Genomic DNA, 25,627 nt, shown 5'->3' on the forward strand with positions numbered 1-25,627 from the left:
TCACGTCGGTCTTCCCTCTCCGGTTGAGCGCCAGGACGGCTGCGGTTTGGATTGGTGATTGCCTCGATTGCCGAAGGCGGTTCAGGCGCCGCGTCCGGCCGGGACGGCGCAGGAACGCAGGGCGCGCAATCTGCGACGGAGAGCCTCGGCCAGAAGCAGGAGCGATCCGACGGCCAGCACGGGCTGCAATGGCGCGAAATAAGTGAGCGCGCCGCTGGCCCCCAAGGCCATCACCACGAGCTTGTTGCAGATCGGGCAGCCTACGGCGAACGCGGACAAGGCTCCCCCGATCAGGGTCTTCTTCTGCTGGCCAGGCGGCGGCTGGACGGGGGCCACGTAGGTGGCGACGATCAAGCCGGTGAGCGCGGCGGTCACGATCCACACCGGGTAGTTCCACCACAGCACCGGCGTCATCCGGGTGAAGAAGGGTGTGGAAATGATGCTGGTGGGAACCCCGACGAACAGTGCCGTGACGATTGCACCCCCGAGTCCGACGAGCCATTGCCGAGTTGTCCACGTACGCATCACTACCTCCTACCATTCATAGTAGGACGTTATTGAAGCGTCGGACAGCCGGACAGGAAAGCGATCAGCGGGGGCGCCAGGAGCACGCCCGCCGGGCCTGCCAGCAGCCCGCTCACTCCGAGGGCGGCAAGCAGTCGTTGTCTCTTGCCCAGGGGTGCCGGTGCCGGGGAGAGGAGGCGCACGATGCGGGCCACCGCGGTGTCGCCGCCGACACCCAGGGCGTTGGCTGGAGTCGACGCCCTGGCGACGGACACGAGTGCGGTGGCGATCGTGTCCCGTCCGTGCTCGCGTGCCGCCGTGTCGTCGGCCAGGATCTCCACGAGACGCGGGATCTCCTGGCCCAGCCGGGCGAAGAGCGGCAGCTGAGGAAGGGTGCGGGCGACGGTCTGGGCCGCGTTCAGCAGCAGGTGATGGCGACCGTTGAGATGGGCACGCTCGTGGGCGATCACCGCACGCACCTGGCTGGGGTGAAGGCTGTTGAGCGCACCCCGCGTGATCACAATCAGCCCCTTGCGTCCTGGGACGCAGTAGGCGGCCGGCTCGTCGTACTCCACGACCAATGCGTCCAGATCGCCATGGTGGCGCCCGACGAGCAGGAGTGCGCTGCGGTGAGCGCGTCTACCTCGCCAACCACCGAGGAACGCCGACAGGGCACAGTGAGCCGAACGCGCCACTGTCAGTCCTGTGATCGCCAGCCCGGCGAGAATCGCGAACGGGCGAGGCGGGGCCGAGGAGGGGTGGCCGGAGAGTGCCTCGCTGCAGGCTGTCACGAAGGCGGCGAGCTCGTCGCGGAAGGCGTGGGTGGGAAAGGCGAGTTCCACACCCGCGAGCACGGCCGACATCACGACCGAAGCGGCTGCGGCCAGCCAGATGGCGATAGCGGCGCGTGGGGCCCGGCTCAGCCAGCGCGCCCGTTCGATCAGGAGATGGAGCGCGCAGCCGGCACCGATGGCATAGGTGGCCAGGATGATCGCGGCGGTCACTCGAAATAGGCTTTCCGGGTGACCCGGTGGCGTGCCTCCTCCAGTGCGGAAAGCTCCTGGGGCGTGAGGCGTTCAAGGAAGTGGATCAGGGTGAGGGCCTGGTTTCCGCCGGTGGCCAGCGCCTCCTGCATGAGGCCGGCGCTGTAGTCCTCGTGGGTGGCGGTGGGTTCGTAGACGTAGGCCTTGCCCGATGGATGGCGGCGCAGCAGGCCTTTCTTGTGGAGCTTGTCCATGACCGTCATCACCGTGGTGTAGGCGATCGACCGGTCGTGTTGCAGGTTCTCCAGAACCTCGCGAACGGAGGCGGGCCGCTGCCACGACCACAAGCGGTCCATGATCGTGGCTTCGAGATCGCCGAGACTCCGCATGCCGTGCCTCTCCCATGGCTTGATGCTATTACTGATAGTAGCTGATCTGGTGTGGGGGCCTAGGGATTGGCCTTGCCCCAGCGGGTTCTCTGCCTTGATCCGTCAAAATATACTATTGACCGTCGTAGCCTGTTCGGGTGAACGGAAAGCTCGTCATGAAACCTGCCGGGATGCTCGCCATCGCGGGGTTGGCGGTGATGGGCGCGGCATGGTTGCGCCGACGCCGCTCCACGTCGTGCCGATGCGGCCGGCGTGCCTTCGTCCGACTGTTCGTTCCGCGCGCGTTCGCCGCGCGTCACCGGGTGTGTGATGTGCTCAACCCTCGACCAGGGGAGCGAATCCTGGCGGTTGGCCTGGGCGCCGGCTCATACGCCCTTGACGTGGCCAAGAGACTCGGCACCAACGGCAGGCTCGACCTCTTCGACGTCCGGCAGGAGAACCTCGACCGCACCATGGCGCGCGTCCGACGTCAAGGCCTGACCAACGTGGCCACGTTCAGAGGCGACACGCGACGCCTTCCGTACGTCGACCACTCCTTTGACGCCGCATGCGTCATAGCTGCTCCCGGCAGTGAGGTCTCCCCGCAGGAACTGGCTCGTGTGCTACGCCCCGGCGGGCGACTCGTCATAGGTCTCCATGTCGGCACGCACCGACTGGTCTTCGGGGCGGTTCCTCCGGCGGACGGCCGCCGTACTGCCCGCCACGGGTCCGGTGACCGAGCCGTTCTCCCTGCCCGAACTCGTGCTTCGTGATCTTCGGCGACGTCCGGGCGGACTCGTGCCTTATCCCTCGATCGCGCGGCTGTCTAGGCGAGCAGGAGCAAGAGCCCGAGATGGTGCAGTTGCAGGGCGGAGGTGACGGTGCCGCCCATCATCATCCAGCTTCCGCCGAGGAGCAGCGGGCCCGCCACTCGGCTGTCGGGGGGCGTCTCGCTCAGCAGCGCGGCCACGCGCCGGCCGGTGTGGCTGGAGGCGAACCCGGCCTGCGGCGTGGCGCTTGAATACGCGAGGGCGACCTTGGCGATCGTGCGCGCGGTCAGCTTCCGGTCGCCCACGGCCGCGGCGGCGTCCTCGTCCGCCCACCGTTCCAGCGTGTAGCGCAGTGCGCCGGTGGCGAGGGCAAGGGGTGGGAAGATCTTGGCGGTGACGGTTGCCACCGCGAGATACAGGTGGTGGCGGTGCCTGAGGTGGGTCTCCTCGTGGCGGAAGACCACCTCGAGCTCTCGGCCGGACAGCAGTCCGAGCAGGCCGGTCGAGACCGCGACACCGCCCTGCCTGCCCGGTACGGCTATGGCGAACGGGCGCTCATCGTTCACCAGACCGGTGGCCGTTCTGAGGTCACGCCGCCAGCGCCAGGCCGCGGCAAGGGCGTGGACGATGGTGAGAGCCAGCAGGGCCGCGGACGTGAACGCCAGAGGGAGCGGAGCAGAGCCGTGCCCGCCCTCGTTCGGGTAGGCGGCGACCACGATGATCAGCACGAGCGTGCCGATGACCGCCAGCGCCGTGCTGGCGGAGAGGATGACCACGGCCCGTGCGACCCACTTCGGATGCAGGCGTGGCTGTCGCCGGCTCAGCAGCAAGGTCAGTGCCGCCAGCACCAGCGCCGGGAGGAATGACTCCGGGCTCATGAGCGGTCGTCGAGCACGGCCCGGAGCACGGCCCGGAGCGCGGCCTCTTCGGCTGGGCTCAGCCCGTGGACGAAGTGGCTCAGGACATCCGACGGATCGTGGGCCAGGCGGAGGTGGCCGAACATGCGCTCGGCCGCCAGCCCGGACTCGTTGGCGGTGAGGCGGTAGGCGAAGCCGCGCCCGCGCCGCTCCCGTATCACCAGGCCCTTGTCCAGCAGTCGGAACAGGATAGTGTTGATCGTGGTGTGCGCGGGCGCGCCGCCCAGCCGCTCGCCGGTGGACAGGAAGGCGTCCGCACCCGCCAACACGGCGAGCACCTCGGCTTCCAACTGTCCCAGCTTGCGCCGCGTCATCGGGATCCTCCCGGCGATCCGTCCGTTCAGCCGAATGTTAGCCGGATCAGGTCGGCTGGTATCCGAGCAGCGTCATCATGCCGGACTCTGCGTGGTAGACGTTGTGGCAGTGGATCATCCAGATGCCCGGATTGTCGGCCTGGAAGTCGACGTCGAGGGTGGAGTTCGGCAGCACGATGGCGGTGTCCTTGCGGACGCCGGTGGGCAGGGCGAAGGTGTGGCCGTGCAGGTGCATGGGGTGCCACATCGCCGTGCGGTTGACGAACGACAGCCGCACCCGTTCTCCTGACCGGATCGGGGTGATGGTCTTCGGGTCGTACTTGCGGCCGTTGATCGCCCAGTCGTAGGCCATCATTCTCCCGGTGAGCTCCAGTTTCACGGTGCGGTCCGGCTGTTCGGGCGCCAGCCGTACCGACTCGTGAGGGTGCAGCTTGGCGTAGCGGATGACGTCGCCGTCCAGCTCACGGGGGCGCAGGTCCGGCTTGGGGACGGCGGTCCGCTTGCTGGTACGGATCAGTGCGCGGGCGAGGGCGTTCTTGCCTTCGGCCAGCGCGACCAGGGGGAAGACGCCGTCCTTGAGCGTGACGAGCACGTCGTAGCGCTCGCCCATGCCGATGAGCAGCGCGTCGGTGTCGGCGGGCACGGTGGGGAATCCGTCGGTGTGGGTGACGGTCAGCCGGTGAGCGGCCAGGGCGACTCGGAAGGCGGTGTCGCCGCCGGCGTTGATCAGGCGGATGCGCAGCCGGGTGCCCGGCTTGGCGGTGAGGGTCTCGGGGTCGGTGGGGAGGCGGCCGTTGATCAGGAAGTGCGGGTAGCGTACGTCGCCCGCGTCGCCGCCGAGCAGCAGGCTCGTGGCGCCCATCAGCATGTGCTCGCCCATCCCGGACGACGGGCTGGGCGTCGTGCTCGTCATGCCGGGCATGCCGCCGTGGTCCATGCCCCCCATGCCGCGGGACAGCTCGGCCAGGACCTCGTCCGGGGTGCCCGTGACACCGTCGAGCCAGTCGTCGAGAACGATCGTCCATTCCTCGTCGTAGCCGAGCGGCTCGCGCGGGTCCTCGACGATCAGCGGGGCGTACAGGCCCCGGTCGAGCTGGGTGCCGGAGTGCGGGTGGAACCAGTACGTGCCGGGGTGGGCGGCGGTGAACTCGTAGGTGAACTCCGTGCCCGTCCTGACGGGTGGTTGGGTGACGCCGGGCACGCCGTCGGCGTCGTTGCGCAGGGCGAGGCCGTGCCAGTGGACGGTGGTGTCGGCAGGCAGCCGGTTGGACAGGCGGGCCCGCACCACTTCGCCTGCGGTGACGCGGATCGGGGTGCCGGGGACGCGGCCGTCGTAGGCCCAGGTCCGCACCGTCACACCGCCGAGGTCGGCCTGGGTCTCGGCGGCCACCAGCCGAACGTCCTTGACCACGCCCGGCTTTCGGGCCTGCTCGACGGCGCGCACCTGCGCGCCGGTCGGGCTGACGAATGGGGATGCCGTGGTATTACGGCTCGGGCTGCAGGCGGCCAGAGCCGCCCCGCCGAGCAGGCCGATACCGGTTCTGAGCATGGTGCGTCGATCGATGTCCACAGTGATTCCTCGCTTGAAAGATCGTGCCGGAAGGGAGACCTCGGGCCCTCAGGGGGCCGGATCCCCGTCTAGATCCGGAGCACGACCGTGCGCGTCAGCGACCGGATCGGCGGCGCGCGAAGGAACCTGGACCAGAGCCGAAGCGACAGGCTGGCGGGGCCCGACGCACCGAGGACGTCACGGGTGCCCAGCCGGAACAACAACAGGGTCAGAGCCGTGCCGAGGATCGCCAGGCACACCCAGCCGGCACCGGCGCCCTCATGGGACTCTTCTCCGGCGGCGATGCCGGCCTCGGAGGGAACGGCATGCATGGCGACGTGGCTCCCGGCAGGTGGCAGGTCCGCATGCCCATTGATGTGGCCGAGCGTATGCATCGCCACGACGCCGAGGGCCACGACCACGAGCAGCATCAGGCGCAGGATCACCCGTTCTGCTCGCGTCATGCCACCAGCATAGACGCATCGCCTATGGTGCGTAGTAGTTCAGGACCATCATCCCCTGTGCATTTCGCTCCTGAGATGCCCCGATTGTCACCTTGCTCCAGCTAAATACTATGTTTCATAGTTGTATGATGCGGGGCCCTCCGCCGCGAGCGCGTGACTCGAGGTGACCGGTGTTCGAACGAATCGAAGCGGAGTTCGCCTCCCGGCTGGGCCGAGAGTGCCTGTACGTGCCCTCGAACAGGTTCGGCCTGTTCATCGCGTTACGGCACTGGATGTCGCCTGGGCAGCGCCTGCTGATGTCGGCGATCTCGCCGGACGAAATCCTGTTCCTGGTGCTGGCCGCGGGGCTGCGACCGGTCATCGCCCCGACGAATCCCCGCAACGGCAACATCGACACCCGAGCCGTGGACGGGCTGCGTTTCGACGGGGTGCTGTCCACTCACCTGTACGGCCTGCCGGACGACATCATCGCCCTGGGCGGAATGTGCGCCCAACGCGGCATCCCTCTCATAGAAGATGCCGCGCACGCCATGCAGACGACGGTGATGGGAGTGCCGGTCGGAGCATTCGGCGATGCCGGTGTCTTCAGCCTGTCCAAACATCCAGGCGCCGCCCCGGGCGGAATCGTGGCGATGGCGCAACCGGATGATCGCCCGGCATTGCAGGCACTGCGTACGCGCTGGCTTTCGCGGAGATTCCCGCTCGCCGAGTTGGGTGTCATGGCCAAGATGATCGCTCGCAACGCCGTTTCGGCCACAGCCCTCAGCGGCCCGGCCTGGTGGCTGGCCCAGGCGCTGGGCCTGAACGAGCGGCGTGAAGGCCACCGGATCGCGCTTCGGCGCATGGCGCTCGCGCCGCGACTGGCCGTCGGAGGCATGGAATGCCCCGGGCTGGACGCCTTGGACGCCTGGGTGTGCGCGGACAACCATCGCTATCGCATGCGCCAGGGATCACTGATCGAGGCCTACGGACTGCGCCGGATGAAGACGCTCGAGGCGCAGCGTGGGCGCAGGCTTGCCGGCGTACACCGGCTCGCCGAGTTGAAGACGGTCGCGCCGGCGGTGCTGGAGCAGCTGGAGCAGCCTCTGTTCCGGGTGCCGCTCCTTGTCGAGGATCGTGAACGTGCGATCCGAAAACTGCGCCGACACGGGGTCATCGTCGGGTACGTGTACGACCCTCCCTTCGACGAGTACGCGCCCGGCCTCACCGAAGCGTCTCCGGCTCCGGAGACGTCCCGCTGGTGGGCACGCCACGTACTCCCGATCGACCCGTTGCGGGCGGAGCGGGCCTTGCCGATCCTCGCGAAGCTCTCGCCCCCTTCTCTGCACGATGTGACCTGAAAAGCACGGGAGTAGGTAAAAATTCTCTCGTATTTGGCCTACAGGATAGGAGATCCTGTTTCCTGTTCCCGAACGTGGCTTGCATCTTTCTATGCGATTCGCTTACCTTCAATGACCCAAGGCGTACGCCTGGCAGCACTCGATGCCGAGCGACGCCTCCCGTATTGCCGAGACCGCGTCTCACCAGCGTGAACATCGAGTCCACAAGGTGGCGCGGCCGCCGAATTCGCGATCTCGCGGAGCCGGGGACCCAATCTCCCTGGGGTGAATCGGCGCGCACCGTATGGGCGCTCCGTAGGGCACTTCCACGCCCGAACCCGTCAGCTAACCCGGTAGGCGGCATGGAAGCAAGGAGCAATCTCTCAGTAATGGTCAAGAATGTCTTCGCCGGTGCCGTGACGTCCGCAAGGCTTTCCCGCTTCGCCGTCGGGATGAGCGTCGTGGCCGGCGTGGTCCTCGCCGGCACCCCGGTCTTCGCCGCCGGCCATCAGACCGATGCGCAGTCTTCGCGATCTAATGCCGTCTCCTCCCATGCCGCGCCGCAGACGGCCGCCCGCCAGGTGACCGCCCAGGCGGTGCTGAAGATCGCCGAGTCGCAGATCGGTGTGACCGAGAACGCCGCGGGTGGCGGAACCCTGTTCCACCGCTGGTACATGTCCTCGCCGCGGGCGGCAGAGACCTTGGCTCGCGACGGCGGCACCCTGCAGCTGTACGCCAACGCCCCGTGGTGCGCCATGTTCGTCTCCTGGGTGGGTGCGAAGGCCGGCGCCCGGACCACCATGGGCTGGGACGCCTACACGGTCACCTGGGCGAAGTGGTTCAAGGCCAACAAGCGCTGGGGCGCCCTCGCCAAGCCCGGCGCGGTGGTCTTCTACGACTGGAACGGCAAGAGCGTGACCGGCATCGACCACATGGGTCTGGTCAAGCAGGACAACGGCAACGGCACGATCACCACGATCGAGGGCAACACCGGCAACGGCAGGGTGGAGCAGCGGATCCGGCCCAAGTCCCAGGTTGTCGGCTACGGCTACCCCGAATACAAGGCCTGACGGGAAGACACCTTGCCGGTGCGATGGTCAAGGGAGGACGGGCGGTGCGGGGAAATCCCGGCACCGCCCGTCGTCGTATAGCGTCGAAGCGTGGCCTCTGTGGCCCTACGCTGGGATTCATCGGATCGGCATCGGTTGTGGACGCATGCCGCCGTAGCCGGTCTGCTCGTCGGCGCCCTGCTCCACCACCGGTCGCAAGTATCTACGCGCTCCTCGCGGCACAGGTCTGATCTATGTACGGCGTGCGGCGCTCGACCGGCTCGACCCGCCTTTCCTGGACCTGCACGGCGCCCGCTGGACAGCGCCGTCGCGCTACAAGGCGCAGCCAGGCGCGCGCCCGCTTCGAGAACTGGGAGTACAGCGTTGCCGCCCGGCTCGGCCTGGGCGCGGCCATCGACGAGGCGCTCGCCAGGGGGCTCGAGAACGTCCGGGACCGGGTCTACGCGCCGGCGGACCACCTGCGGGAGCAGCAGGCGGAACTGCTCGGCTGCCACGTGCACGACCTGGGGGCCGAGCGGTGCGGCATCGTCACCTTCACCCTGGACGGCATGCCTGCCGAGGAGGTCAATGCGCGGCCGGCGACTCGATCGATCAACGTCAGAGTTTCGCGCGTGCCGTCCACGCGGCTCGACATGACGGACCGTGGGCTTGAAGAGCTCATACGTGCCTCCGTACGCCGAGGAGGAAGTCGCCCAACTCTGCGCGGGTCTGCGCGGAGGGTAGATCTCTCCGCTGGGAAAGGCGGCGCCGGAAGCGTAAGCCGAGCGGGCAGTACCCGCGTCGGAATGGTCCTATCGGCGCGCTTCTGGCCTCAGGTCGTACCCGCATTCGCCGACCGAAGCGCTCGGCCGGACAGGGCATGCCAAGGGGATCCTCCAGCTAAAGGTATACCCAGGGAGGGTATGGTATCTTCGACGCGACCTGAAGAGGGAGATGACATGCGACGGTTGAACGCGCTCGACCCTGCAGAAGCACCAGCGAAGTCCCGGGAGTTGCTGGATGACATCATCAGCCGCAGTGGTTCGGCCGGTGAGATGGTTTCCACCATGGCGCACTCGCCGGCCCTGCTCCAGGGCTACTTGGACCTGTCGCGGGCCATGAAGCGCAGCAAGCTGCCCCGCGCTCTCAGCGAGAAGATCTCACTCGCCCTGCAGGAATGGATCGGTTGCGGTCTCTGCCTCGACGCACACGCCGTGGCGGGCCGGGCGGCAGGGTTGAGCGAGGCCGACATCGCCCTCGCCCGTCAGGGCACCTCCACTGATGCTCGCGAAGCGGCGCTGATCGCGGTGGCCACCCGTGTGCTGGCCGAACCCTCCTCGTTGACGGACGAGGATGTCGCCGAGCTAAGGGGTCATGGCTGGAGCGATCGGATCATCGCGGAGATCCCCGGCCTGGTCGCCCTCAACTTGCTGACCGGCTCCTTCAACCTGCTGGCCGGTCTGAAACTGGAATCGGCCGGCAAAACCGCATAGGGAGCCGGACCTGCGGCGTGACGCTGAGAGGATCGTCGCCAGCGGAGCCGGCGGGTGCGGGTGCGCGTCATGGGCGAGGGCAGGAGCATGGTCGCGACGGCCGGCGTCGCTGATCTCCGGACGAGGAGCCCGCTGCCGCCGAACGGATATTTCCGGATCGGCTCCAGCAACAAGGCTTTCGTCGCCACCGTGGTAGTGCAACTGGCCGGCGAGGGGAAGCTGTCACTCGACGACGCCGTGGACAGGTGGCTCACCGGCCTGATCAAAGGGCGCGGCAACGACGGGCCCTTCGCAACCTCTTCCAGCACACCAGCGGGATCGTCGACGACTATCCGTACCCGACTGCCATCGCCTCCTCCCGCGAATACCGCCGCCACTGGCACGATACCTACACCCCGCAGCAGGTCATCTCCAGGGCGATGCGCCACAAGCCGGCTTTCGCACCCGGCAAGGGCTGGCTTTGCTCCGACAGCGGGTACGCGATACTCGGTCTGATCACCGGGAAGGAGACCGGACGCCCCTGGCATGTGAAGGTGGAAAGGCGCGTCGTCAAGCCGCTGGGCCTGCAGCACACGCGTTGGCCCGCGGGATCGGCCGAGCTGCCGCGACCGCATGCGCGCGGGTATGGCGTGTTCAAGACCAGCGAGGGATTCGTCGACACCACCCGGCAGCGCGACGCGGACGCCTCGGGCGGGCTCATCTCCACCACGGCGGACCTGGAGCGCTTCTTTGCAGCCCTGCTCGACGGCAAACTCCTGCGGCCCGCGCAGTTCGCCGAGATGCGCAAGACTCTTCCCGTCGACACGGAATCGCAGCGGGTCTGGCCCGGGGCCCGCTATGGACTCGGCCTGATACAACGCCCGCTGCCTTGTGGCGGCACGTATTTGGAGCACGGCACCCCGGCGGTGACGATAATGCCGGTGAAGCTGCCCTGGATGCCCTCGTCGGGAGACAGACCGACCTTCTCCTCCAGGAACTGCTGCAGGTCCTCCGGGGTGGCGCCGGCCAGCTCGCTGAACGCGGTTTCGGCCGACTCCTCGGCGCGAATCTGCGCGACGGTATTAGCTGGTCCCACGGCTCTGCCAGCGCCGAATAGTTCCCGGACGCCCTCGGATGGCCGGCCGCCGGCACCACTCGAGCCTTTGTCCTCTACTGGCGCGGTCGGCGGGTCTCCGCGCCTGTTGGAATCTCCGACCGGTGACGGGTGTCCTGGATGGAGCCGGTGGGGTTGGCGTGTGTGAGGATGGCGCTGGTCAGGGCCTCCGCGAGTTCGGAGGGGGCGCGCGGGTTGGTCAGCAGGACGAGGTCGAGTTCGCCCAGTTCGGGTAGTCCGGCACTCTTGGGAAGCTCGACCAGATCGCCGGGCAGCAGGCTGCGCGCAAAGATCGCGACGCCGAGGCCGGCGCGGGTGGCGGCCAGTACGGCGTTGACCCCGCGCGCCGTACAGACCACACGGTGTTTGACGCCTGCCTGCTCCAACGCCTGCACCGCCAGCGCCCGGCTCGGGCTGGGCGCCTGATACACGATCAGCGGCACCCGCCGTCCCTCGTCCCACCGCAGGCCGGTGCCCTCGACGGCAGCCCATACGAGCCGGTCCCGGCGCACCAGCCGGCCCCGTCCCTCTCCAGCGGTGGTCTGGAGGAAGGCGACGTCGACGTGGCCGGATTCCACCCGGCGTTGCAGTTGCACGCCCTGCTGGGCCACGGTCAGGTCCAGGGTGACGCCGGGGTTGAGGTGCCGGAAGTCCCGCAGAATCCGCGGCACCTGGCTCAGCGCGAGATCGTCGGTCACTCCGAATCGCAACCGGCCCCGCACTCCGCCGCCGGTGAAATAGTCCACCGCCTGGGCGTGTGCGGTGAGAATCGAGCGGGCAAAGCCGACCATCGCCTCTCCGTCGACGGTCAACGTCACGCTGCGGGTGTCCCGGACCAGCAACGGTCTACCAACCGCTTGCTCAAGCTTGCGTATGTGCTGACTCACCGTGGGCTGACCGAGGCCCAGCGCCGCCGCGGCCCGGGAGAAGCTCAATGACTGCGCCACTGCCAGGAACGTCCGCACCTGCTCCGGAGGAAACATCACGACCCGACGCTAGGCCCGCTCATCATGATTCGCAATAAGACTTATTGGATCAATTCCCTTTCGTAAATTGATCTCGGTGCCCAACGATGGAGACACAGCCCCGTTACCGAAGGAGGAGTTTCGTCGTGACCAGGGCGGCCGCCAGACCAGAGCCCCCCAGCCCCCGGCCGAAACCACCTATCCCGCGACGTGCCAGGCTTGCCGCGTTGCGTTCCCGGAACTTCCGGCTCTTGCTGCTCGGCCAGACAGTGGCGACCACCGGGATGTGGGCGCAGCGCATCGCCCAGGACTGGCTGGTGCTCAGCCTCACCGGAGATGCCACCGCCGTCGGAATCACCACTGCCCTGCAATTGGCTCCCATGCTGGTTCTCGGCCTGGCCGGTGGATGGATCGCCGACCACTACCCGAAGCGCCACGTGCTGCAGGCCACCCAAACCGCGACCGCCGCCCTCGCCGCGGCACTCGCCGTGCTCACCCTCACGGACCACGTCACCGCCTGGCACATCCAACTCCTGGCGGCGGGTCTCGGCATCATCGCCGCGATCGACCAGCCTGTCCGGCTGGCGTTCGTCACCGACCTGGTCGAGCGTGACCACCTGTACAGCGCCATCAGCCTCAACTCCTCGACGTACCAACTCGGCGCCCTCACCGGCCCGGCAGTGTCCGGCGCACTGATCAGCGCCGTCGGTCCCGGCTGGGCCTTTGCTCTCAACGCCGTCTCCTACGCCGTCCCGATCATCGCTTTCGCCTGCATCGACCCGGACCGGCTCCCACGCCCGCGACCCGCGGTGCGCGCTGCCGCACGCGCTCCGGGCGGGATGCGCGGACTGGTACGGCGACCGGAGATCTGGCGGCCCATCGCGCTGGCCGGCGCGTTCAGCACGTTCACCAGCAGCCTGCCGGTCACACTGTCCGCCTACGCCCGCACCCTCGACATCGGACCCTCCGGCTACGCGATGTTCACCTTCGTCGTCGCCCTCGGCTCCATGCTCGGCGCGCTGATCGCCGCCGGTCGAACCCGCACCACCGTGCGCGGACTGACCTGGACCGGGTGCGCGGTGGCCGCCATGTATTCACTCGCGGCCGCCATGCCGACACCGTGGAGCCTCGCGTGCGCGCTCGCCGGGATCGGCATGACCACCACCCTGTTGTTCACCGCGGTCAACGCCACCGTGCAGGTCGCTGCCGGAACCGAGCTTCGCGGCAGGGCGCTGGGCGTCTACCTTCTCGTGTTCTTCGGCTGCGGCGCCCTCGGCGGACCCCTGGTCGGCGCCATCAACCAGCACCTCGGCCCTCGAACCGGTCTGGCGCTCGCCGGTGCGGTTCCCGCCGCTGCCCTTCTCCTGCTGTCCCTCTCGCACTTCGTACGCCGCCCTGCCGCGGTGCCACCGTCCGAGGCGTCCCGGCGCCCTTCCGGCACCGGCCAGGAATCCACAGCTCACACCCGATCTCAACGCCCCTGACCCGCCGGCAGCATCGGACCCCGCCCCCCGGGGACACATGGCTGGGTGTGGCCATGTGCCCGTGGCCGTGCATGTATGGACGATGATCGGGTACGCATGTCGTCATGCCCGTTGCAGGCCATGAGGGATGGTTATTGGGAGCTCGGTACAGGTTGCTGGCCGAGCTGGGCCGGGGGGCCATGGGCCGGGTCTGGCGCGCGCATGACGAGCTGCTGGATCGGCAGGTGGCGGTCAAGGAGATTCGCATCCCGCACCGGCCGGGGCCAGAGCGCGAGGCGCTGCTCAGGCGAACCCTGCGCGAGGCTCGCCTGACCGCGCGGCTGAGCCACCCGCGCATCGCAGCCGTGTACGACGTCGTGGTCGCCGACGAACGGCCGTGGATCGTCCTGCAGCTCGTCCCCGCCCCCAGCCTCGCCCAGGTGATCACCGAACGGGGACCGCTGCCCTCGTCCGCGGTCGCTCGAATCGGGCTCGAAGTGCTGGACGCCCTGCGCGCCGCCCACGCCGGCGGCATCGTCCACCGCGACATCAAGCCCGCCAACATCCTCATCACCGACGACGGGCACGCCATCCTCACCGACTTCGGGCTGGCCAGCACCCTGGATGACCAGGCGCGCCGCACCCGGGAGAGCATCGTCGTCGGCACGCCCGCCTACATCGCCCCCGAACGCGCCCGCGGTGGCCCCGCCACGCCGCAGGCCGATCTGTGGTCGCTGGGCGCCACCTTGTACGCGGCGGTCGGAGGGCCGTGCCCCGTTCGGGTTCAGCAGTGAGCTGGCCACCCTGTCCGCGGTGCTGGCCTCGGACCCGGTGCCGTTCGAGCACGCAGGGCCGCTCGCCTCGATCATCGCCGGGCTGCTGGACAAGGATCCGGGCCGGCGTACGGACGCGGCTCGCCTTCACGAGCAACTGTCCGCCCTGCGTGAGCAGCCGGTCATTCCGATCTCATCGGACCCTCCGACCGTTGACGGTGACAGCGGGCGGATCAGCGGCTCGCCCGTCGGTCGTCCGCTCAGGGAACGGGCGCCGTACCGGCAGTGGATTGTCGAGCACCGGCGGCAGGCGGCCGTCGTCGCGGCCCTGATCGTCAGCGTGATGGCGACCACCTCGTGGTGGCGCGTCGAGCCGGGCACGCACCATTCACCACCCAGGACGGAGGCCACTCCGCCGTCCATCACGATCGAGCCGGACCTGCTGCCTGCCCATCTCATCTCGGCCCCGCGCCAGGTCGCCAGGAGCGAACCGGAGCACGCTCGTACGGAACCGCCCCTTTCCACCTACACGGCGGGCATCCCGCATGGACCGGCTAAGAAGGTCAAGACGAAGAAGGTCAAGACAAAGAGGCACGGCCCGAAATGACGGTCGCGGCCGCTGGTGTTCAGGGCCATGCGGTTCGATCTGCCGTGATCGTGGCGCACGGTGGTGGCGCCCGCCGTCGGCAGGCCGAGTCCGGGCACCGGGGTGACGAGGGTGAGCCCGCACCACACCCGCCCCGCCCAAGCCCCGCCGGATCGTCCGCTGGATCATGACCCCGTGGCGCTCGGCTCGGATACGGTTCCCGTATGGTGCTGGACCCGTACAAGGACTACCTTGCCGATCTGTTCGACCGGGCGGCGGGAAGCTATGAGCAGACGGGGGTCGCCTTCTTCGCGCCCGCCGGGGGCAGAGTGGTGGAGCTGGGCGGGCTGGCGGCGGGGGAGCGGGCGCTGGACGTGGGGTGCGGACGGGGCGCGGTGCTGGTTCCGGCCGCCGAGGCCGTGGGGGAGGGCGGCCTGGTACGGGGTATCGATCTGTCGGCTGGGATGCTCGCTCACCTGCGGGCGGAACTGCGCCGTCGTGGTCTCGGGCAGGCGCTGGTCAGCCAGGGAGACGCGGAGAAGCTGGATTTTCCGGATGGCTCGTTTGATGTGGTGTTCGCCGGGATGGTGCTGTTCTTTCTGGCTGATGCCCGGGCGGCTGTTCGGGACTGGCGGCGGGTGCTGAGACCGGGCGGGCGGCTGGTGATGAGCACGATGGACGTCAGGGTCGACCGGGGGAAGGCGATCAATGACGCGGCGTTGGCGGCTGTCGCACCCTTTCTCGGGCCGGATCCGCGTCCTGCCGGGCATCCGGGCGCGGACGATCGCTACCGCACGCGGGAGTCCATCGAGGAGTTGCTCGCGGGGACCGGGTTCGGTGTGGCTCGGTTCGTCGAGGAGACGTTGCCGCTGCGATTCGCGGGGCCGCAGGAGTACTGGGAGTGGATGGGGTCCTCCAGCATGCGCGTGATCGTCGAGCGGGTGCCGCCCGGCGACCGGCAGCGGGCCGGCCGAGCCGTCGCTGCCGGGCTGGAGCCGTTCCGTGGCGTGGACGGGTCGGTGGTGTTGCCGATGCGGATGCGTTACACCTGCGCCGTGGCCGAGTAGTGCCAGGCGAGGATGCGTCGTTCCGCCCGCAGGAACAGGGTGTTGAAGGCGAAGCCGAGCAGGCCGAGCAGCATGATGGACGCCCACATGGCCGGGATGTCGAAGGCGGTCTGGTCCTCCAGCATCCGGCGGCCGATGCCTTCGGTGCTTCCGACGAGTTCGGAGATCACCATGAGGATCAGCGCGAGTGAGACGCTGATCCGCAGCCCGGCGAAGATCTTCGGTGCGGCGGCGGGCAGGATCACCAGCCGCAGCCGTTCGACGCGGGTGAGCCCGAAGATGGTGGCGACGTCCAGGTGTGCCGCCTCGACGTGGCGGGTGCCGTCGATGGTGTTGAGCAGGACGGGCCAGATGGTGCCGAAGACGATGGTGGTCAGCTGCAGCGGGCTGCCGATCCCGGCCAGCGCCATGAACAGCGGGATCAGGGCGGGTGGCGGGGTGGATCGGCCGAAATGCACCAGCGGGGCCAGGTAACCGGCCAGGCGTGGCAGCCTGCCGATCACGGTGCCTGCCCCGATGCCGGCCACGCAGGCGACGGCCCAGCCGGCGACCAGGCGGGTCAGGCTGGGCCCGGCGTTGCCGAGAGCCTGCTCGCTGAGCCACACTTCGGCGAAGCGGCGCGCGATGGCCGACGGGGGAGGGAAGTACACCAGGTGCAGTGCTCTCGTCGTCGCCTCCCAAACGAGCAGTGCCACCGCGATGACGATGAGCCTGATCACGTTCGCCGCCAGTGGAACACTCGCCGTTCGGCGGCCGTCAGCAGAGCGTTGACCGTCACCCCGGCCAGTCCCACCCAGATGCTGCCCGCGATCATCGTGTCGTTGCGGCCGTCGGCTCCCGCGGCGGTGAGGTAGGCCCCGATCCCGCTGCCACCGGCGACCAGTTCCACGCTGATGGCGACGATCAGCGAGACGGAGGCGGCCACCCGCACGCCGGTGCCGATGAAGGGTGCCGCGGCGGGCAAGGACACCCGGCACAGCACCGCGAGCCGGCCGAATCCGAACGCCCGCAGGGTGTCCTTGGCCAGGGGGTCGACGTCGCGGATGCCGTACATGGTATTGATCAGAACCGGCCAGGAGCACGTGTAGACGATGAGCGCGACCTTCGCCTCATGCGTGACCGGCAGTACGAACAGGGCAAGAGGGATCAGCGCCACCGACGGGATGGGCCGGGCGAACTCGTGCAGGGGCCGCAGCGCCGACTCCAGCCGCGGCAGCGCGCCGAGCAGCACTCCAGCCGGTATGGCCAGCGCCATGGTGAGCAGCAGACCCGCGGTGCATGCCATCAAGGTCGCGCCGGCCTGCGCGACGAAGTCCAGGTCGGTGAGGAGTGCGACGGCGCGGGCCAGCACCACCGAGGCCGGCGGCAGCAGCGCCGGATCCAGCGGCAGCAGCTCGGCGACGGCGAACAGGCCGCACAGCCCCGCGCACCCCCGCAGGAGGTCAGCCGCCCGGCTTGACGACCGCGGACGCCGCATCGACCGGTTGCGTGACGTAGCCGAACTCCTTCATCAGATCGGCGACCCGCTGCACCTGGGCCGGATCCGCCGCGGCGGGGTAGACGGGCATCGCCATCGCCGAGACGACCTCCTTGGACAGCTGCTTGACATAGGTCGGGATGATCTCGATGACCGCCGCCCGATCGCTCGCGGCGACCTGCTGGCCCTTGGCCAGCGCTCGCTGGAAGGCGGCGAGCGTCTTCGGATATTTCCCGGCCCACTGCGCGGTGGTGAACCAGCCTTCCGACGGCAGCCCCTGGGTCGGCCCCGCCGTGGTGTCGATGACGGTCCTGGCCCCGTCCGCCTTCGCGCCGGAGATCAGCGGCTCGATCATCAGCATCGCGTCCACCTTGCCGGTCTTCATGGCACCGAGCTGCTCACCGAACGGCACCGGCACGAAGGTGACCTCTCCCGATGAGAGGCCGGCGTCCTTCAGGTGACGTTCGACCATGAGCTGGCCGAGCGACTTGAGCGAGTTGACGCCGACCTTCTTACCTCGCAGGTCCTGCGGCTTGGCGATCGCGGAGTCTGCGGGCACGACGACGGCGGAGGTGCCGGGAGCGCTGCGCGTGGCGTCAGCGAGGATCTTCAGATCGGCGGTCTTCGACGCCTGGATGGAGACGAACCCGGCGTACGACGCGGAGAAGATGTCGATGTTCTCCCGGAGGATCTTCGGCATGGCCGCCTGCGCCGTCTGAATCGTCTCGACCTTGACCGTCAATCCTTCGTCGGCGAAGAACCCCCTCTTCAGGGCTATGTGCAACGGCGCGGCGGCAGGAACCGCCGCGGTGCCCACCGTGATCTGCGCCTTCTCCACTCCGGCGCCGGTGCCCGCGTCGGTGCCGCCGCAACCGGTCATCGCGAGCACAAGACTCGCCAGCAGACCACATCCGATCAGTCCGCGAACGATCATGGACGCTCCTTTGATACTGCGTGCGCGGTACGCTCGCACGAGGTTCGAAGCCGAGATGCCCATGGATCACGCCTGACTGTCAGAAACCGGAGTCAGGCACGTATGTGTGCTCGTAACAGTACGTCGATCTTGGCAGGCCGCCAAGCCCTGTGCGCGTGGCGGGCCGGGCGAGGCGCTGGGCCGAACTCCTGGCCTCTCACTCCGCCGGCCTCGAGGTCGGGATTCCTGGCCGGGTTGCCACCAGGCCGGCTTCCACGGTTCTGAGCAGCGTGAGTGCCGCGTCGAGGTCACGGGTGTCGTGGCCGGCGGCTGCCGAGACGGCTGTCGCCCATTCCTGCCGGACAAGGGTGTAGTTGGTCCTGCCGCGCTCGGTCAAGTGGACGGTCACCCCGCGACGATCGTCCGGGCTGATGCGCCGCTCGATGAGACCCTTGGATTCGAGCCCGCGCAGGACAGCGGACAGGTTGGTGCGCTGCAGCCCGGTAGCCGCGGCGATCCGGCTGGGCGAGGCGGCGGGATCTCCCTGAAGGTGACGCATCACCATGCCTTCCGACTGTGACAGCTGAACGGCCCGCTCGTCGGTGTAGCCGCGGAACTGGATCTCACGGGCGATGATCAGCACCAGGTCGGCCATGGCGGCCCAGCGGGAGTCCGGGCGTGAGCCCAGATCCTGGTGCGGCTGCTGCGATTGGTCGTACATCACATCTCCAAAGTAATGCGTTCTTCAATAATAGTTATATCCTCATACTAGTGATGAGATCATAACTATCTGGAGGTGTCATGGACGCCACTCTCTCCGCCGGGCGTGCGGGGCCCGTGCCGGGATCTCCGCGAGCCGTGGCCCAGGCCGGCGGACTGCACCCGTTCGGGGTGTTCATCCTGCTGGCGGGCGCGTTCCTGCCGATCATGGACTTCTTCATCACGAACGTCGCGCTGCCGAGCATCGACGCCTCGTTGCACGCCTCGGCGTCGTCGCTGGAGCTGGTCATCGCGGGGTACGGCGTGGCCTACGCGGCTCTGCTGGTGCTGGGCGGCCGGTTGGGCGACCGCTACGGCCGGCACCGGATGTTCCTCGGCGCGCTCGCGGGCTTCGTCCTCGTCTCCCTGTCCTGCGGGCTGGCCCCGACCGTGGAGGTGCTGATCGGGGCGCGCATCGTGCAGGGCGCCACTGCCGCGCTGCTCATCCCGCAGGTGCTGGCCACCTTCCACCACGCCCTGGAAGGGGAACGCAAGGCCCGCGCGGTGGCTCTGTACGGGGCGACCTCCGGCATCGCCGCCGTGGTCGGGCAACTGGTGGGCGGCCTGCTGGTGTCCGCCGACATCGCCGGTACGTCGTGGCGGCCGATCTTCCTGGTCAACGTGCCCATCGGCGTGGTCGTGCTGCTGGTGGCGGCCCGGATCGTGCCGGACACCCGCTCGTCTCGGCCGGTCGGGGTCGACCTGCCCGGCACGGTGCTGTTCGCCGCCACCCTCACCGCCCTGCTCGTCCCGCTGGCCGAAGGGCACTCCCTGGGCTGGCCCTGGTGGACGTGGGCGATGTTCGCCCTGGCGGTCGTGCTGGGCGCCGTCACCGTTGTCGTGGAGAGGCGCGCCGAGCGACGCGGTGAGATTCCGCTGCTGCCGCCGTCCCTCCTGCGTCTGCCGTCGATGTCGCGGGGCCTGCTGATGGTGCTGGCCTTCAGCATCGGCTTCGGCGCCTTCATGTTCGTCTTCGCGCTGACCGTGCAGAACGGCTTGCATGAGGACGCGCTGCACGGTGGTCTGGCGATCCTGCCGATGGCCCTGCTGTTCTTCGCCGGATCCCTGCTGGCGCCGCGCCTGATCACCCGCTTCGGGCGGGCCGCGCTGTCCATCGGCGCCGTGGTGCAGCTTGCGGGACTGGCCCTGCTGGTAGCGGTCATCGTTCAGGCGTGGCCGCACGTCAGCCTCTGGGCCACGGCCGTCCCGCTGGCTCTGGCCGGGGCCGGACAGTCGATGCTGTTCGCAGGGCTGTTCCGCAGCGTGCTGGCCGACGTCCCCGCACACCTGTCCGGAATCGGCAGCGGCGTGCTGATCACGCTCCAGCAGAGCGGGCTCGCCCTGGGCGTCGCCGCCCTCGGCAGCCTCTACCTGGCGCTGGAGCCGCACAGCGTGCCCCACGCCTTCGCCGCCGTCGAGTACGTGCAGATGGCCATCATCGCCCTGCTCGCGGTCGGCGCGGTCGCCCTCCCTCGCTTCGCCCAGGCCTCCGCCGACGCACCCGTGATCGATGGCTGATGCCCGGCACAGGGCGTTCAGCGCGATCCATTCGCGTGATCGTACGAGAGGATCTGTCGGGACGACGCCAGGTGATCGGACAGCGGGAGCCGGAGCACGAAGCGGGCTCCGCCGCTGGCGGCCCTGCCCACCTCAAGGGTGCCGTGATGGGCATGGGCGATCTCACGCGAGATCGCCAGTCCGAGTCCGGTGCCATTGCGATCACGCTGGTAGGAGGCGTCAAGCCGGACGAACCGCTCGAAGATCCGTTTTCTGTCGACCTCGGCGATCCCGTCGCCGTCGTCGGAGACGGTCAGTTCGGCGCTGTGTCCGTTGTGGCTGACCTCGACCTCCACCTCGCGCATCGCATGTCGTTGGGCGTTGTCGAGCAGGTTGGTGAGCACGCGGACGAGCTCGTTGCGGATGCCCATGACCATCACCCCGGGCGTGAGCCGCAGCTTGTTGCCCAGCCGGTCCACCCGGCGGAAGCACTCCGAGCTCACCAGCTCCGCCAGGTCGATCGCCTCCGGCATCCTGGCGCCGTTGTACCTGTTCTCGCTGCCGGTCGCCTCGATCCGTGACAGCAGGAGCAGGTCGGTGACGATCGTCTCCAACCGGTCGACGTCGGTCAGCGTCTGCTCGATGAGGTCGTCCATGCGAGCCTGGCGTGGGTGCAGTTGCGCCTCCTCCAGCCGGACGCGCAACGCGGCGATGGGATTGCGAAGTTCATGTGAGACTTCGGAGGCGAACCGGCGCTGCTGCCGGAGCGCCTGTTCCAGCCGCCCCATACAACGGGTGACCGACCGGGTGAGCCGGGTGACCTCGTCCTCGCCGGGGAACGTCAGAAGTTCGTCGTGCACAGGCCATCTGTCCGCGTCGCCGTCCGCGGTTCCCGGGGTGCCGAGTGCGTCGACGTATTGGCGCAGCTTCGTTAGGCGGTCCATTGCGGGGCATCCTCATTTCGCCCAAGCTTTTGGCTGGTGGCGGAGCTGAGCTATAGAGCCACGTTCGATTCTGCATCGACGCCCGGCCTCCCACATCACACATCTGTGCAGGTCAGCGACGGGAATCCGGTGTGGGTGCGCGCACTGGCCTCTGGAGTCACAGGACAGGGGTTCGCTCGCTCTGACCACGCGGACCCGTTTCGGTGCGTGACGGAATGGCTACTCTTGGGAGGCGTCCGTGTTCAACAGCTTCCGGGCGACGCTGAGCAGCAGGTTCACATCGGCGGGTTTCTGTACGTACTCGTTGGCGCCCGCGGCGATCGCCTTCTCCCGCTCCCCGGCGATGACCTTGGCGGTGAGCGCGATGATGGGGAGATCGGCGTGACGGGGATCGCTACGGATCGTCCTCATGGCCTCGTAGCCATCCATCACGGGCATCATGATGTCCATCAGGACGAGCGACACCTGCGGGTGGCGTGCGAGCATCTCGATGCCCTCCGCGCCGTTCGCGGCGCGCAACACCGACATTCCCACCCGTCCGAGGACGTGGGTGAGCGCCGTGACCAGGCGCACGTCGTCGTCCACGATGAGGACCTGGGTGCCCGACAGTTCCTCCGCCGCGCGGCCGGTCTTCCGCTCCTCTGCTCGGTCCGGCTGGGCCGTACGGTCGGCGAGCCCACGGCCGGCGGTCAGTTCGACCACGTGGCCGTCGGGCGTGCCGGCGACGGGCCGCGGCTCCCCGGACACGCGCTCCTCCGGTGCGGGCTCCGTCTCCGCGGGTGCGATCGTCGCCGCCTGTGCCTGGCCGGGAAGATGTTCGCCCAGATCGTCCGAGAGCGGAGGGACCACGGGTACGTACAACGTGAACCTGCTGCCGCGGCCGAGCCCGCTCTCGGCCACGATCCTGCCGCCGAGCAGACCGGCGAGCTCACGGCTGATGGACAGGCCGAGACCGGTGCCGCTGGTGTGGCCGGCGGGACCGTGCACCTGCTCGAACGCCTCGAAGATGGTGGTGAGTTTCTCGGGCGGGATACCGATGCCGGTGTCCTCGACGGTGAAGGCGATGACGTCCTCGGCCGAGACCAGAGACTCGTCGTCGATGTTGACGGCTCGTTCCACGTGCAGTTTGACATGGCCTTCGGAGGTGAACTTGAAGGCGTTGGAGAGCAGGTTGCGCAGGATCTGCTGGAGCCGCTGCCCGTCGGAGTAAAGGTCGAGAGGCGCGTCCTCGGACACCTCGATGGCGAAGTCGAGCCCGTGTTCCGTGGCGATGGGCCGGAAAGCGGTGTTCACGTAGTCGAGCAGCGTGGCCAGCGGAAGGTACTTCGGCCGGATGTCCATCCGGCCGGCCTCGACCTTCGACAGATCGAGGATGTCGTTGATCAGCTGCAGCAGATCGGACCCCGACCAGTAGATGTTGTGCGCGAACTGCTCCTCTTCGGAAGAGAGGTGGCCTTCGGCATTGTCGGCCAGCAACCGGGCGTAGATGAGCAGTGAGCTCAGCGGCGAGCGCAGCTCGTGCGACATGTTCGCCAGGAACTCCGACTTGTACTGCGAGGCCGAGGACAGCAGCGCCGCCTTCTCCGCGAGCTGCTCGTTGGAGCGTTGCAGCTCGGTCTGCTGCCTCTGCAGCTCCTTGGAGCGTTCCTGGAGCTGGGTCGTCAGCCGCTGCGACTCGCCGAGCAGCGCCTCCGTACGCGAGTTGGCGATGATGGTGTTGATCGCGACACCGATGGTGTCGACGAACTGGTCGAAGAAGGCCAGGTGCACGTCGGAGAAGCGGCTGAACGAGGCCAGTTCGATGACGCCGAGCACCTTGTCCTCGAAGGGGATCGGGATGATGACGACGCTCGTCGGCGTACCCTCCCCAAGGCCTGAGCGGATCGTGATGTAGTCGGGCGGTGCATCCGCCACGAGGATGCGCTTCTTCTCCTGGACGGCCTGCTGCACGAGGCCGTGGCCCGGTATCCCGGTGGTGTCGACGGTTCGTCCCTGCGAGCCGTAGCCGGCGATGTAGGCGAGCCCCTTCCCGGGTCCGTCTTCGCTGTCGGTGTCGGTAAGGAAGAACGCGCCGTACTGCGCGTTGACCAGCGGGGTGAGCTCGCGCAGCACCAGGTCGGCGACCTCCGTGAGGTCGCGGTGACCCTGCATCAGCCCGGCCAGACGGGTGAGGTTCGACTCCAGCCAGTCCTTGGCCCGGGTGGTCTCCCGGAGATTGGAGACCATCTGGTTGATGTTGTCCTTCAACTCGGTGACCTCGCCGCGGGTCTCGACGGCGATGACGCGGGACATGTCACCCTGCGTGACGGCTGAGGTCACCTCGGCGATGGCGCGGACCTGGGTGGTGAGGTTGAGGGCGAGTTCGTTGACGTTGTCGGTGAGGTCCTTCCACATTCCGGACACGCCGCGGACCTGTGCCTGGCCGCCGAGGTTGCCTTCGGTGCCGACCTCGCGGGCGACGCGGGTGACTTCGGAGGAGAACGACGACAGGGTGTCCACCATCGTGTTGATGGTCGACTTGAGTTCCAGGATCTCGCCGCGTGCGTCGACGTCGATCTTCTTGCCCAGGTCTCCTTGGGCTACGGCGGTGGCGACCTGGGCGATGTTGCGTACTTGGGAGGTGAGGTTGTCGGCCATGAAGTTGACGTTGTCGGTGAGGTCTTTCCAGACTCCTGATACGCCGCGGACGTGTGCGCGTCCGCCGAGTCGTCCGTCGGTGCCGACTTCGCGGGCCACGCGGGTGACTTCGTCGGCGAAGGCCGACAGTTGGTCGACCATGGTGTTGACGGTGTTCTTGAGCTGCAGGATCTCGCCCTGGGCGTCGACGGTGATCTGTTTGGACAGGTCACCGTTGGCGACGGAGGTCGTCACCTCGGCGATGTTGCGCACCTGGGTGGTGAGGTTGAGGGCGAGTTCGTTGACGTTGTCGGTGAGGTCCTTCCAGACTCCGGACACGCCGCGGACCTGTGCCTGGCCGCCGAGGTTGCCTTCGGTGCCGACCTCGCGGGCGACGCGGGTGACTTCGGAGGAGAACGACGACAGGGTGTCCACCATCGTGTTGATGGTCGACTTGAGTTCCAGGATCTCGCCGCGTGCGTCGACGTCGATCTTCTTGCCCAGGTCTCCTTGGGCTACGGCGGTGGCGACCTGGGCGATGTTGCGTACTTGGGAGGTGAGGTTGTCGGCCATGAAGTTGACGTTGTCGGTGAGGTCTTTCCAGACTCCTGATACGCCGCGGACGTGTGCGCGTCCGCCGAGTCGTCCGTCGGTGCCGACTTCGCGGGCCACGCGGGTGACTTCGTCGGCGAAGGCCGACAGTTGGTCGACCATGGTGTTGACGGTGTTCTTGAGCTGCAGGATCTCGCCCTGGGCGTCGACGGTGATCTGTTTGGACAGGTCGCCGTTGGCGACGGAGGTCGTCACCTCGGCGATGTTGCGGACCTGGGTGGTGAGGTTGAGGGCCATGAAGTTGACGTTGTCGGTGAGGTCCTTCCACACCCCGGACACGCCGCGGACCTGCGCCTGGCCGCCCAGCTGTCCTTCGGTGCCGACCTCGCGGGCCACGCGGGTGACCTCGTCGGCGAAGGCCGACAGCTGATCGACCATCGTGTTGACGGTGAGCTTCAACTCCAGCAGCTCACCCGTCGCCTCGACGGTCACCGACCGGGTCAGATCGCCACGGGCCACGGCCGTCGTCACCACCGCGATGTCCCGCACCTGGGCGGTGAGCCTGCCGGCCATCGTGTTGACGGCCTCCGTCACGTCCCGCCAGCTGCCGGACAGCCCGTTCACCTTGGCGCTCCCGCCGAGGCGTCCTTCCGCGCCGACCTCGCGGGCCACCCGGGTGACCTCGCTCGTGAACTGCGACAGCTGGTCGACCATCTGGTTGACCGTCTCCCCGAGCCGGCGCAGGCTGCCGCACAGCGGCCGGCTGTCGTCGTGCAGGTCCACCCGCTGGGTCAGGTCGCCCCCCGCGACCGCCTCCAGAACGCGCGTCGCATTGGCGGTCGGCACGACCAGCACGTCGACCAGCGAGTTCGCCGTACTGAGCGTCGCCGCCCAGGCACCCTGGCCAGGGCTGGCGGACAGCCGCTCGTCGAGCCGGCCGTTGCGTACGACCTCACGCCGGACCCGGCTCAACTCGTCCGCGAAGTGCAGATTGCGGTCGGCGATCTGGTTGAAAACGGCGGCGAGCTCGGCAGGCATGCCGTCCTGGTCCGTCGGCAGCCTGACCCGGAAGTCCCCGTCGCGCAGGGCTTCCATCGCCGCCAGCAGCGGGCGCAACTCGACCGAGCGAATCGCATGGGAAGTAACGGTGGCGCGTTGGACACCCATCGACGTGCCCTCCTTCGTCGGTGTC

Annotated in this window: 24 protein-coding genes, 1 pseudogene and 1 riboswitch; of the genes and pseudogenes, 10 read left to right on the forward strand and 15 right to left on the reverse strand. The window is 68.3% G+C overall.

Going from position 1 to position 25,627, the window contains the following annotated elements; genetic code table 11:
• Window positions 1-81 precede the first annotated feature (81 nt).
• The 3 genes from ACIBQ1_RS35610 to ACIBQ1_RS35620 are packed head-to-tail and all read right to left on the reverse strand — an operon-like array spanning window position 82 to window position 1,876.
• The gene (locus ACIBQ1_RS35610) at window positions 82-525 is read right to left on the reverse strand and encodes a hypothetical protein (RefSeq protein ID WP_397283711.1); all 444 of its coding nucleotides are present in this window, start codon (window positions 523-525) and stop codon (window positions 82-84) included.
• Window positions 526-554: 29 nt separating this feature from the next.
• On the reverse strand, window positions 555-1,508 hold the full coding sequence (locus ACIBQ1_RS35615; protein WP_397283712.1) for a M56 family metallopeptidase: 954 nt from the start codon (window positions 1,506-1,508) through the stop codon (window positions 555-557).
• Window positions 1,505-1,876, reverse strand: coding sequence for a BlaI/MecI/CopY family transcriptional regulator (locus ACIBQ1_RS35620; RefSeq protein WP_397283713.1), 372 nt, complete (start codon window positions 1,874-1,876; stop codon window positions 1,505-1,507). The genes ACIBQ1_RS35615 and ACIBQ1_RS35620 overlap by 4 nt, the downstream gene beginning before the upstream one ends.
• A 197-nt stretch (window positions 1,877-2,073) precedes the next feature.
• On the opposite strand from ACIBQ1_RS35620, the gene ACIBQ1_RS35625 reads away from it, so the two are divergent.
• Entirely contained in the window at window positions 2,074-2,628 is a 555-nt protein-coding gene (locus tag ACIBQ1_RS35625) for a methyltransferase domain-containing protein (protein ID WP_397283865.1), read from the forward strand.
• Window positions 2,629-2,681: 53 nt separating this feature from the next.
• Here ACIBQ1_RS35625 and ACIBQ1_RS35630 read toward each other — a convergent pair whose 3' ends face one another.
• The 4 genes from ACIBQ1_RS35630 to ACIBQ1_RS35645 all read right to left on the reverse strand — a co-directional run bounded on the left by ACIBQ1_RS35630 (window position 2,682) and on the right by ACIBQ1_RS35645 (window position 5,851).
• Entirely contained in the window at window positions 2,682-3,503 is an 822-nt protein-coding gene (locus tag ACIBQ1_RS35630) for a M56 family metallopeptidase (protein ID WP_397283714.1), read from the reverse strand.
• Window positions 3,500-3,856 (reverse strand): BlaI/MecI/CopY family transcriptional regulator, encoded by a 357-nt coding sequence (locus tag ACIBQ1_RS35635; protein ID WP_397283715.1) that lies wholly within the window; start codon window positions 3,854-3,856, stop codon window positions 3,500-3,502. The genes ACIBQ1_RS35630 and ACIBQ1_RS35635 overlap by 4 nt, the downstream gene beginning before the upstream one ends.
• Window positions 3,857-3,902: 46 nt before the next feature.
• Window positions 3,903-5,426 (reverse strand): multicopper oxidase family protein, encoded by a 1,524-nt coding sequence (locus ACIBQ1_RS35640; RefSeq protein WP_397283716.1) that lies wholly within the window; start codon window positions 5,424-5,426, stop codon window positions 3,903-3,905.
• Between the two features lie 68 nt (window positions 5,427-5,494).
• Window positions 5,495-5,851, reverse strand: coding sequence for a hypothetical protein (locus tag ACIBQ1_RS35645; RefSeq protein WP_397283717.1), 357 nt, complete (start codon window positions 5,849-5,851; stop codon window positions 5,495-5,497).
• 188 nt (window positions 5,852-6,039) lie between these two features.
• On the opposite strand from ACIBQ1_RS35645, the gene ACIBQ1_RS35650 reads away from it, so the two are divergent.
• The 4 genes and pseudogenes from ACIBQ1_RS35650 to ACIBQ1_RS35665 all read left to right on the forward strand — a co-directional run.
• Window positions 6,040-7,209 (forward strand): DegT/DnrJ/EryC1/StrS family aminotransferase, encoded by a 1,170-nt coding sequence (locus tag ACIBQ1_RS35650; RefSeq protein ID WP_397283718.1) that lies wholly within the window; start codon window positions 6,040-6,042, stop codon window positions 7,207-7,209.
• A 208-nt stretch (window positions 7,210-7,417) separates the two neighbouring features.
• Window positions 7,418-7,563, forward strand: a riboswitch (cyclic di-AMP (ydaO/yuaA leader).
• Between the two features lie 14 nt (window positions 7,564-7,577).
• Window positions 7,578-8,258 (forward strand): CHAP domain-containing protein, encoded by a 681-nt coding sequence (locus tag ACIBQ1_RS35655; protein WP_397283719.1) that lies wholly within the window; start codon window positions 7,578-7,580, stop codon window positions 8,256-8,258.
• A gap of 938 nt (window positions 8,259-9,196) precedes the next feature.
• Window positions 9,197-9,730 (forward strand): carboxymuconolactone decarboxylase family protein, encoded by a 534-nt coding sequence (locus tag ACIBQ1_RS35660; RefSeq protein WP_397283720.1) that lies wholly within the window; start codon window positions 9,197-9,199, stop codon window positions 9,728-9,730.
• An 87-nt stretch (window positions 9,731-9,817) separates the two neighbouring features.
• Window positions 9,818-10,566, forward strand: a pseudogene (locus tag ACIBQ1_RS35665) (serine hydrolase domain-containing protein); the annotation flags it as partial.
• Here ACIBQ1_RS35665 and tvaA read toward each other — a convergent pair.
• Entirely contained in the window at window positions 10,566-10,805 is a 240-nt protein-coding gene (gene tvaA / locus ACIBQ1_RS35670; RefSeq protein WP_397283867.1) for a thioviridamide family RiPP peptide, read from the reverse strand. The pseudogene ACIBQ1_RS35665 and the gene tvaA sit on opposite strands and share 1 nt — an antisense overlap.
• A 74-nt stretch (window positions 10,806-10,879) precedes the next feature.
• Window positions 10,880-11,806: a LysR substrate-binding domain-containing protein gene (locus ACIBQ1_RS35675; RefSeq protein ID WP_397283721.1), complete on the reverse strand. Its 927-nt coding sequence runs from the start codon at window positions 11,804-11,806 to the stop codon at window positions 10,880-10,882.
• 209 nt (window positions 11,807-12,015) lie between these two features.
• Between ACIBQ1_RS35675 and ACIBQ1_RS35680 the strand changes: the two genes are divergently transcribed.
• The 4 genes from ACIBQ1_RS35680 (at window position 12,016) to ACIBQ1_RS35695 (ending at window position 15,677) form a co-directional block, all read left to right on the forward strand.
• On the forward strand, window positions 12,016-13,272 hold the full coding sequence (locus tag ACIBQ1_RS35680) for an MFS transporter (protein WP_397283722.1): 1,257 nt from the start codon (window positions 12,016-12,018) through the stop codon (window positions 13,270-13,272).
• A 134-nt stretch (window positions 13,273-13,406) separates the two neighbouring features.
• Window positions 13,407-14,045, forward strand: a complete 639-nt coding sequence (locus tag ACIBQ1_RS35685) for a serine/threonine-protein kinase (protein ID WP_397283723.1) — start codon at window positions 13,407-13,409, stop codon at window positions 14,043-14,045.
• A gap of 19 nt (window positions 14,046-14,064) precedes the next feature.
• On the forward strand, window positions 14,065-14,631 hold the full coding sequence (locus ACIBQ1_RS35690) for a hypothetical protein (RefSeq protein WP_397283724.1): 567 nt from the start codon (window positions 14,065-14,067) through the stop codon (window positions 14,629-14,631).
• A 203-nt stretch (window positions 14,632-14,834) separates the two neighbouring features.
• Window positions 14,835-15,677: a class I SAM-dependent methyltransferase gene (locus tag ACIBQ1_RS35695; RefSeq protein ID WP_397283725.1), complete on the forward strand. Its 843-nt coding sequence runs from the start codon at window positions 14,835-14,837 to the stop codon at window positions 15,675-15,677.
• On the opposite strand, the gene ACIBQ1_RS35700 is transcribed toward ACIBQ1_RS35695, so the two are convergent.
• The 4 genes from ACIBQ1_RS35700 to ACIBQ1_RS35715 all read right to left on the reverse strand — a co-directional run bounded on the left by ACIBQ1_RS35700 (window position 15,653) and on the right by ACIBQ1_RS35715 (window position 18,722).
• On the reverse strand, window positions 15,653-16,372 hold the full coding sequence (locus ACIBQ1_RS35700) for an ABC transporter permease (RefSeq protein ID WP_397283726.1): 720 nt from the start codon (window positions 16,370-16,372) through the stop codon (window positions 15,653-15,655). The two genes, ACIBQ1_RS35695 and ACIBQ1_RS35700, sit on opposite strands and share 25 nt — an antisense overlap.
• A 20-nt stretch (window positions 16,373-16,392) precedes the next feature.
• Window positions 16,393-17,154, reverse strand: a complete 762-nt coding sequence (locus ACIBQ1_RS35705) for an ABC transporter permease (RefSeq protein ID WP_397283727.1) — start codon at window positions 17,152-17,154, stop codon at window positions 16,393-16,395.
• Window positions 17,120-18,088, reverse strand: coding sequence for an ABC transporter substrate-binding protein (locus ACIBQ1_RS35710; RefSeq protein WP_397283728.1), 969 nt, complete (start codon window positions 18,086-18,088; stop codon window positions 17,120-17,122). The genes ACIBQ1_RS35705 and ACIBQ1_RS35710 overlap by 35 nt, the downstream gene beginning before the upstream one ends.
• Before the next feature lie 196 nt (window positions 18,089-18,284).
• A complete protein-coding gene (locus ACIBQ1_RS35715; RefSeq protein WP_397283729.1) occupies window positions 18,285-18,722 on the reverse strand; it encodes a MarR family winged helix-turn-helix transcriptional regulator in 438 nt (145 codons plus the stop codon).
• 146 nt (window positions 18,723-18,868) lie between these two features.
• Between ACIBQ1_RS35715 and ACIBQ1_RS35720 the strand changes: the two genes are divergently transcribed.
• A complete protein-coding gene (locus ACIBQ1_RS35720) occupies window positions 18,869-20,344 on the forward strand; it encodes an MFS transporter (protein WP_397283730.1) in 1,476 nt (491 codons plus the stop codon).
• A 17-nt stretch (window positions 20,345-20,361) separates the two neighbouring features.
• Here ACIBQ1_RS35720 and ACIBQ1_RS35725 read toward each other — a convergent pair whose 3' ends face one another.
• Both ACIBQ1_RS35725 and ACIBQ1_RS35730 read right to left on the reverse strand, forming a co-directional pair.
• Complete coding sequence (locus ACIBQ1_RS35725) at window positions 20,362-21,267, reverse strand: sensor histidine kinase (RefSeq protein WP_397283731.1); 906 nt, start codon at window positions 21,265-21,267, stop codon at window positions 20,362-20,364.
• Window positions 21,268-21,486: 219 nt separating this feature from the next.
• Entirely contained in the window at window positions 21,487-25,602 is a 4,116-nt protein-coding gene (locus tag ACIBQ1_RS35730; protein ID WP_397283732.1) for a HAMP domain-containing protein, read from the reverse strand.
• Window positions 25,603-25,627 lie beyond the last annotated feature (25 nt).

The sequence above is a fragment of the Nonomuraea sp. NPDC050153 genome, from assembly GCF_044460125.1.
Classification (GTDB): Bacteria; Actinomycetota; Actinomycetes; order Streptosporangiales; family Streptosporangiaceae; genus Nonomuraea.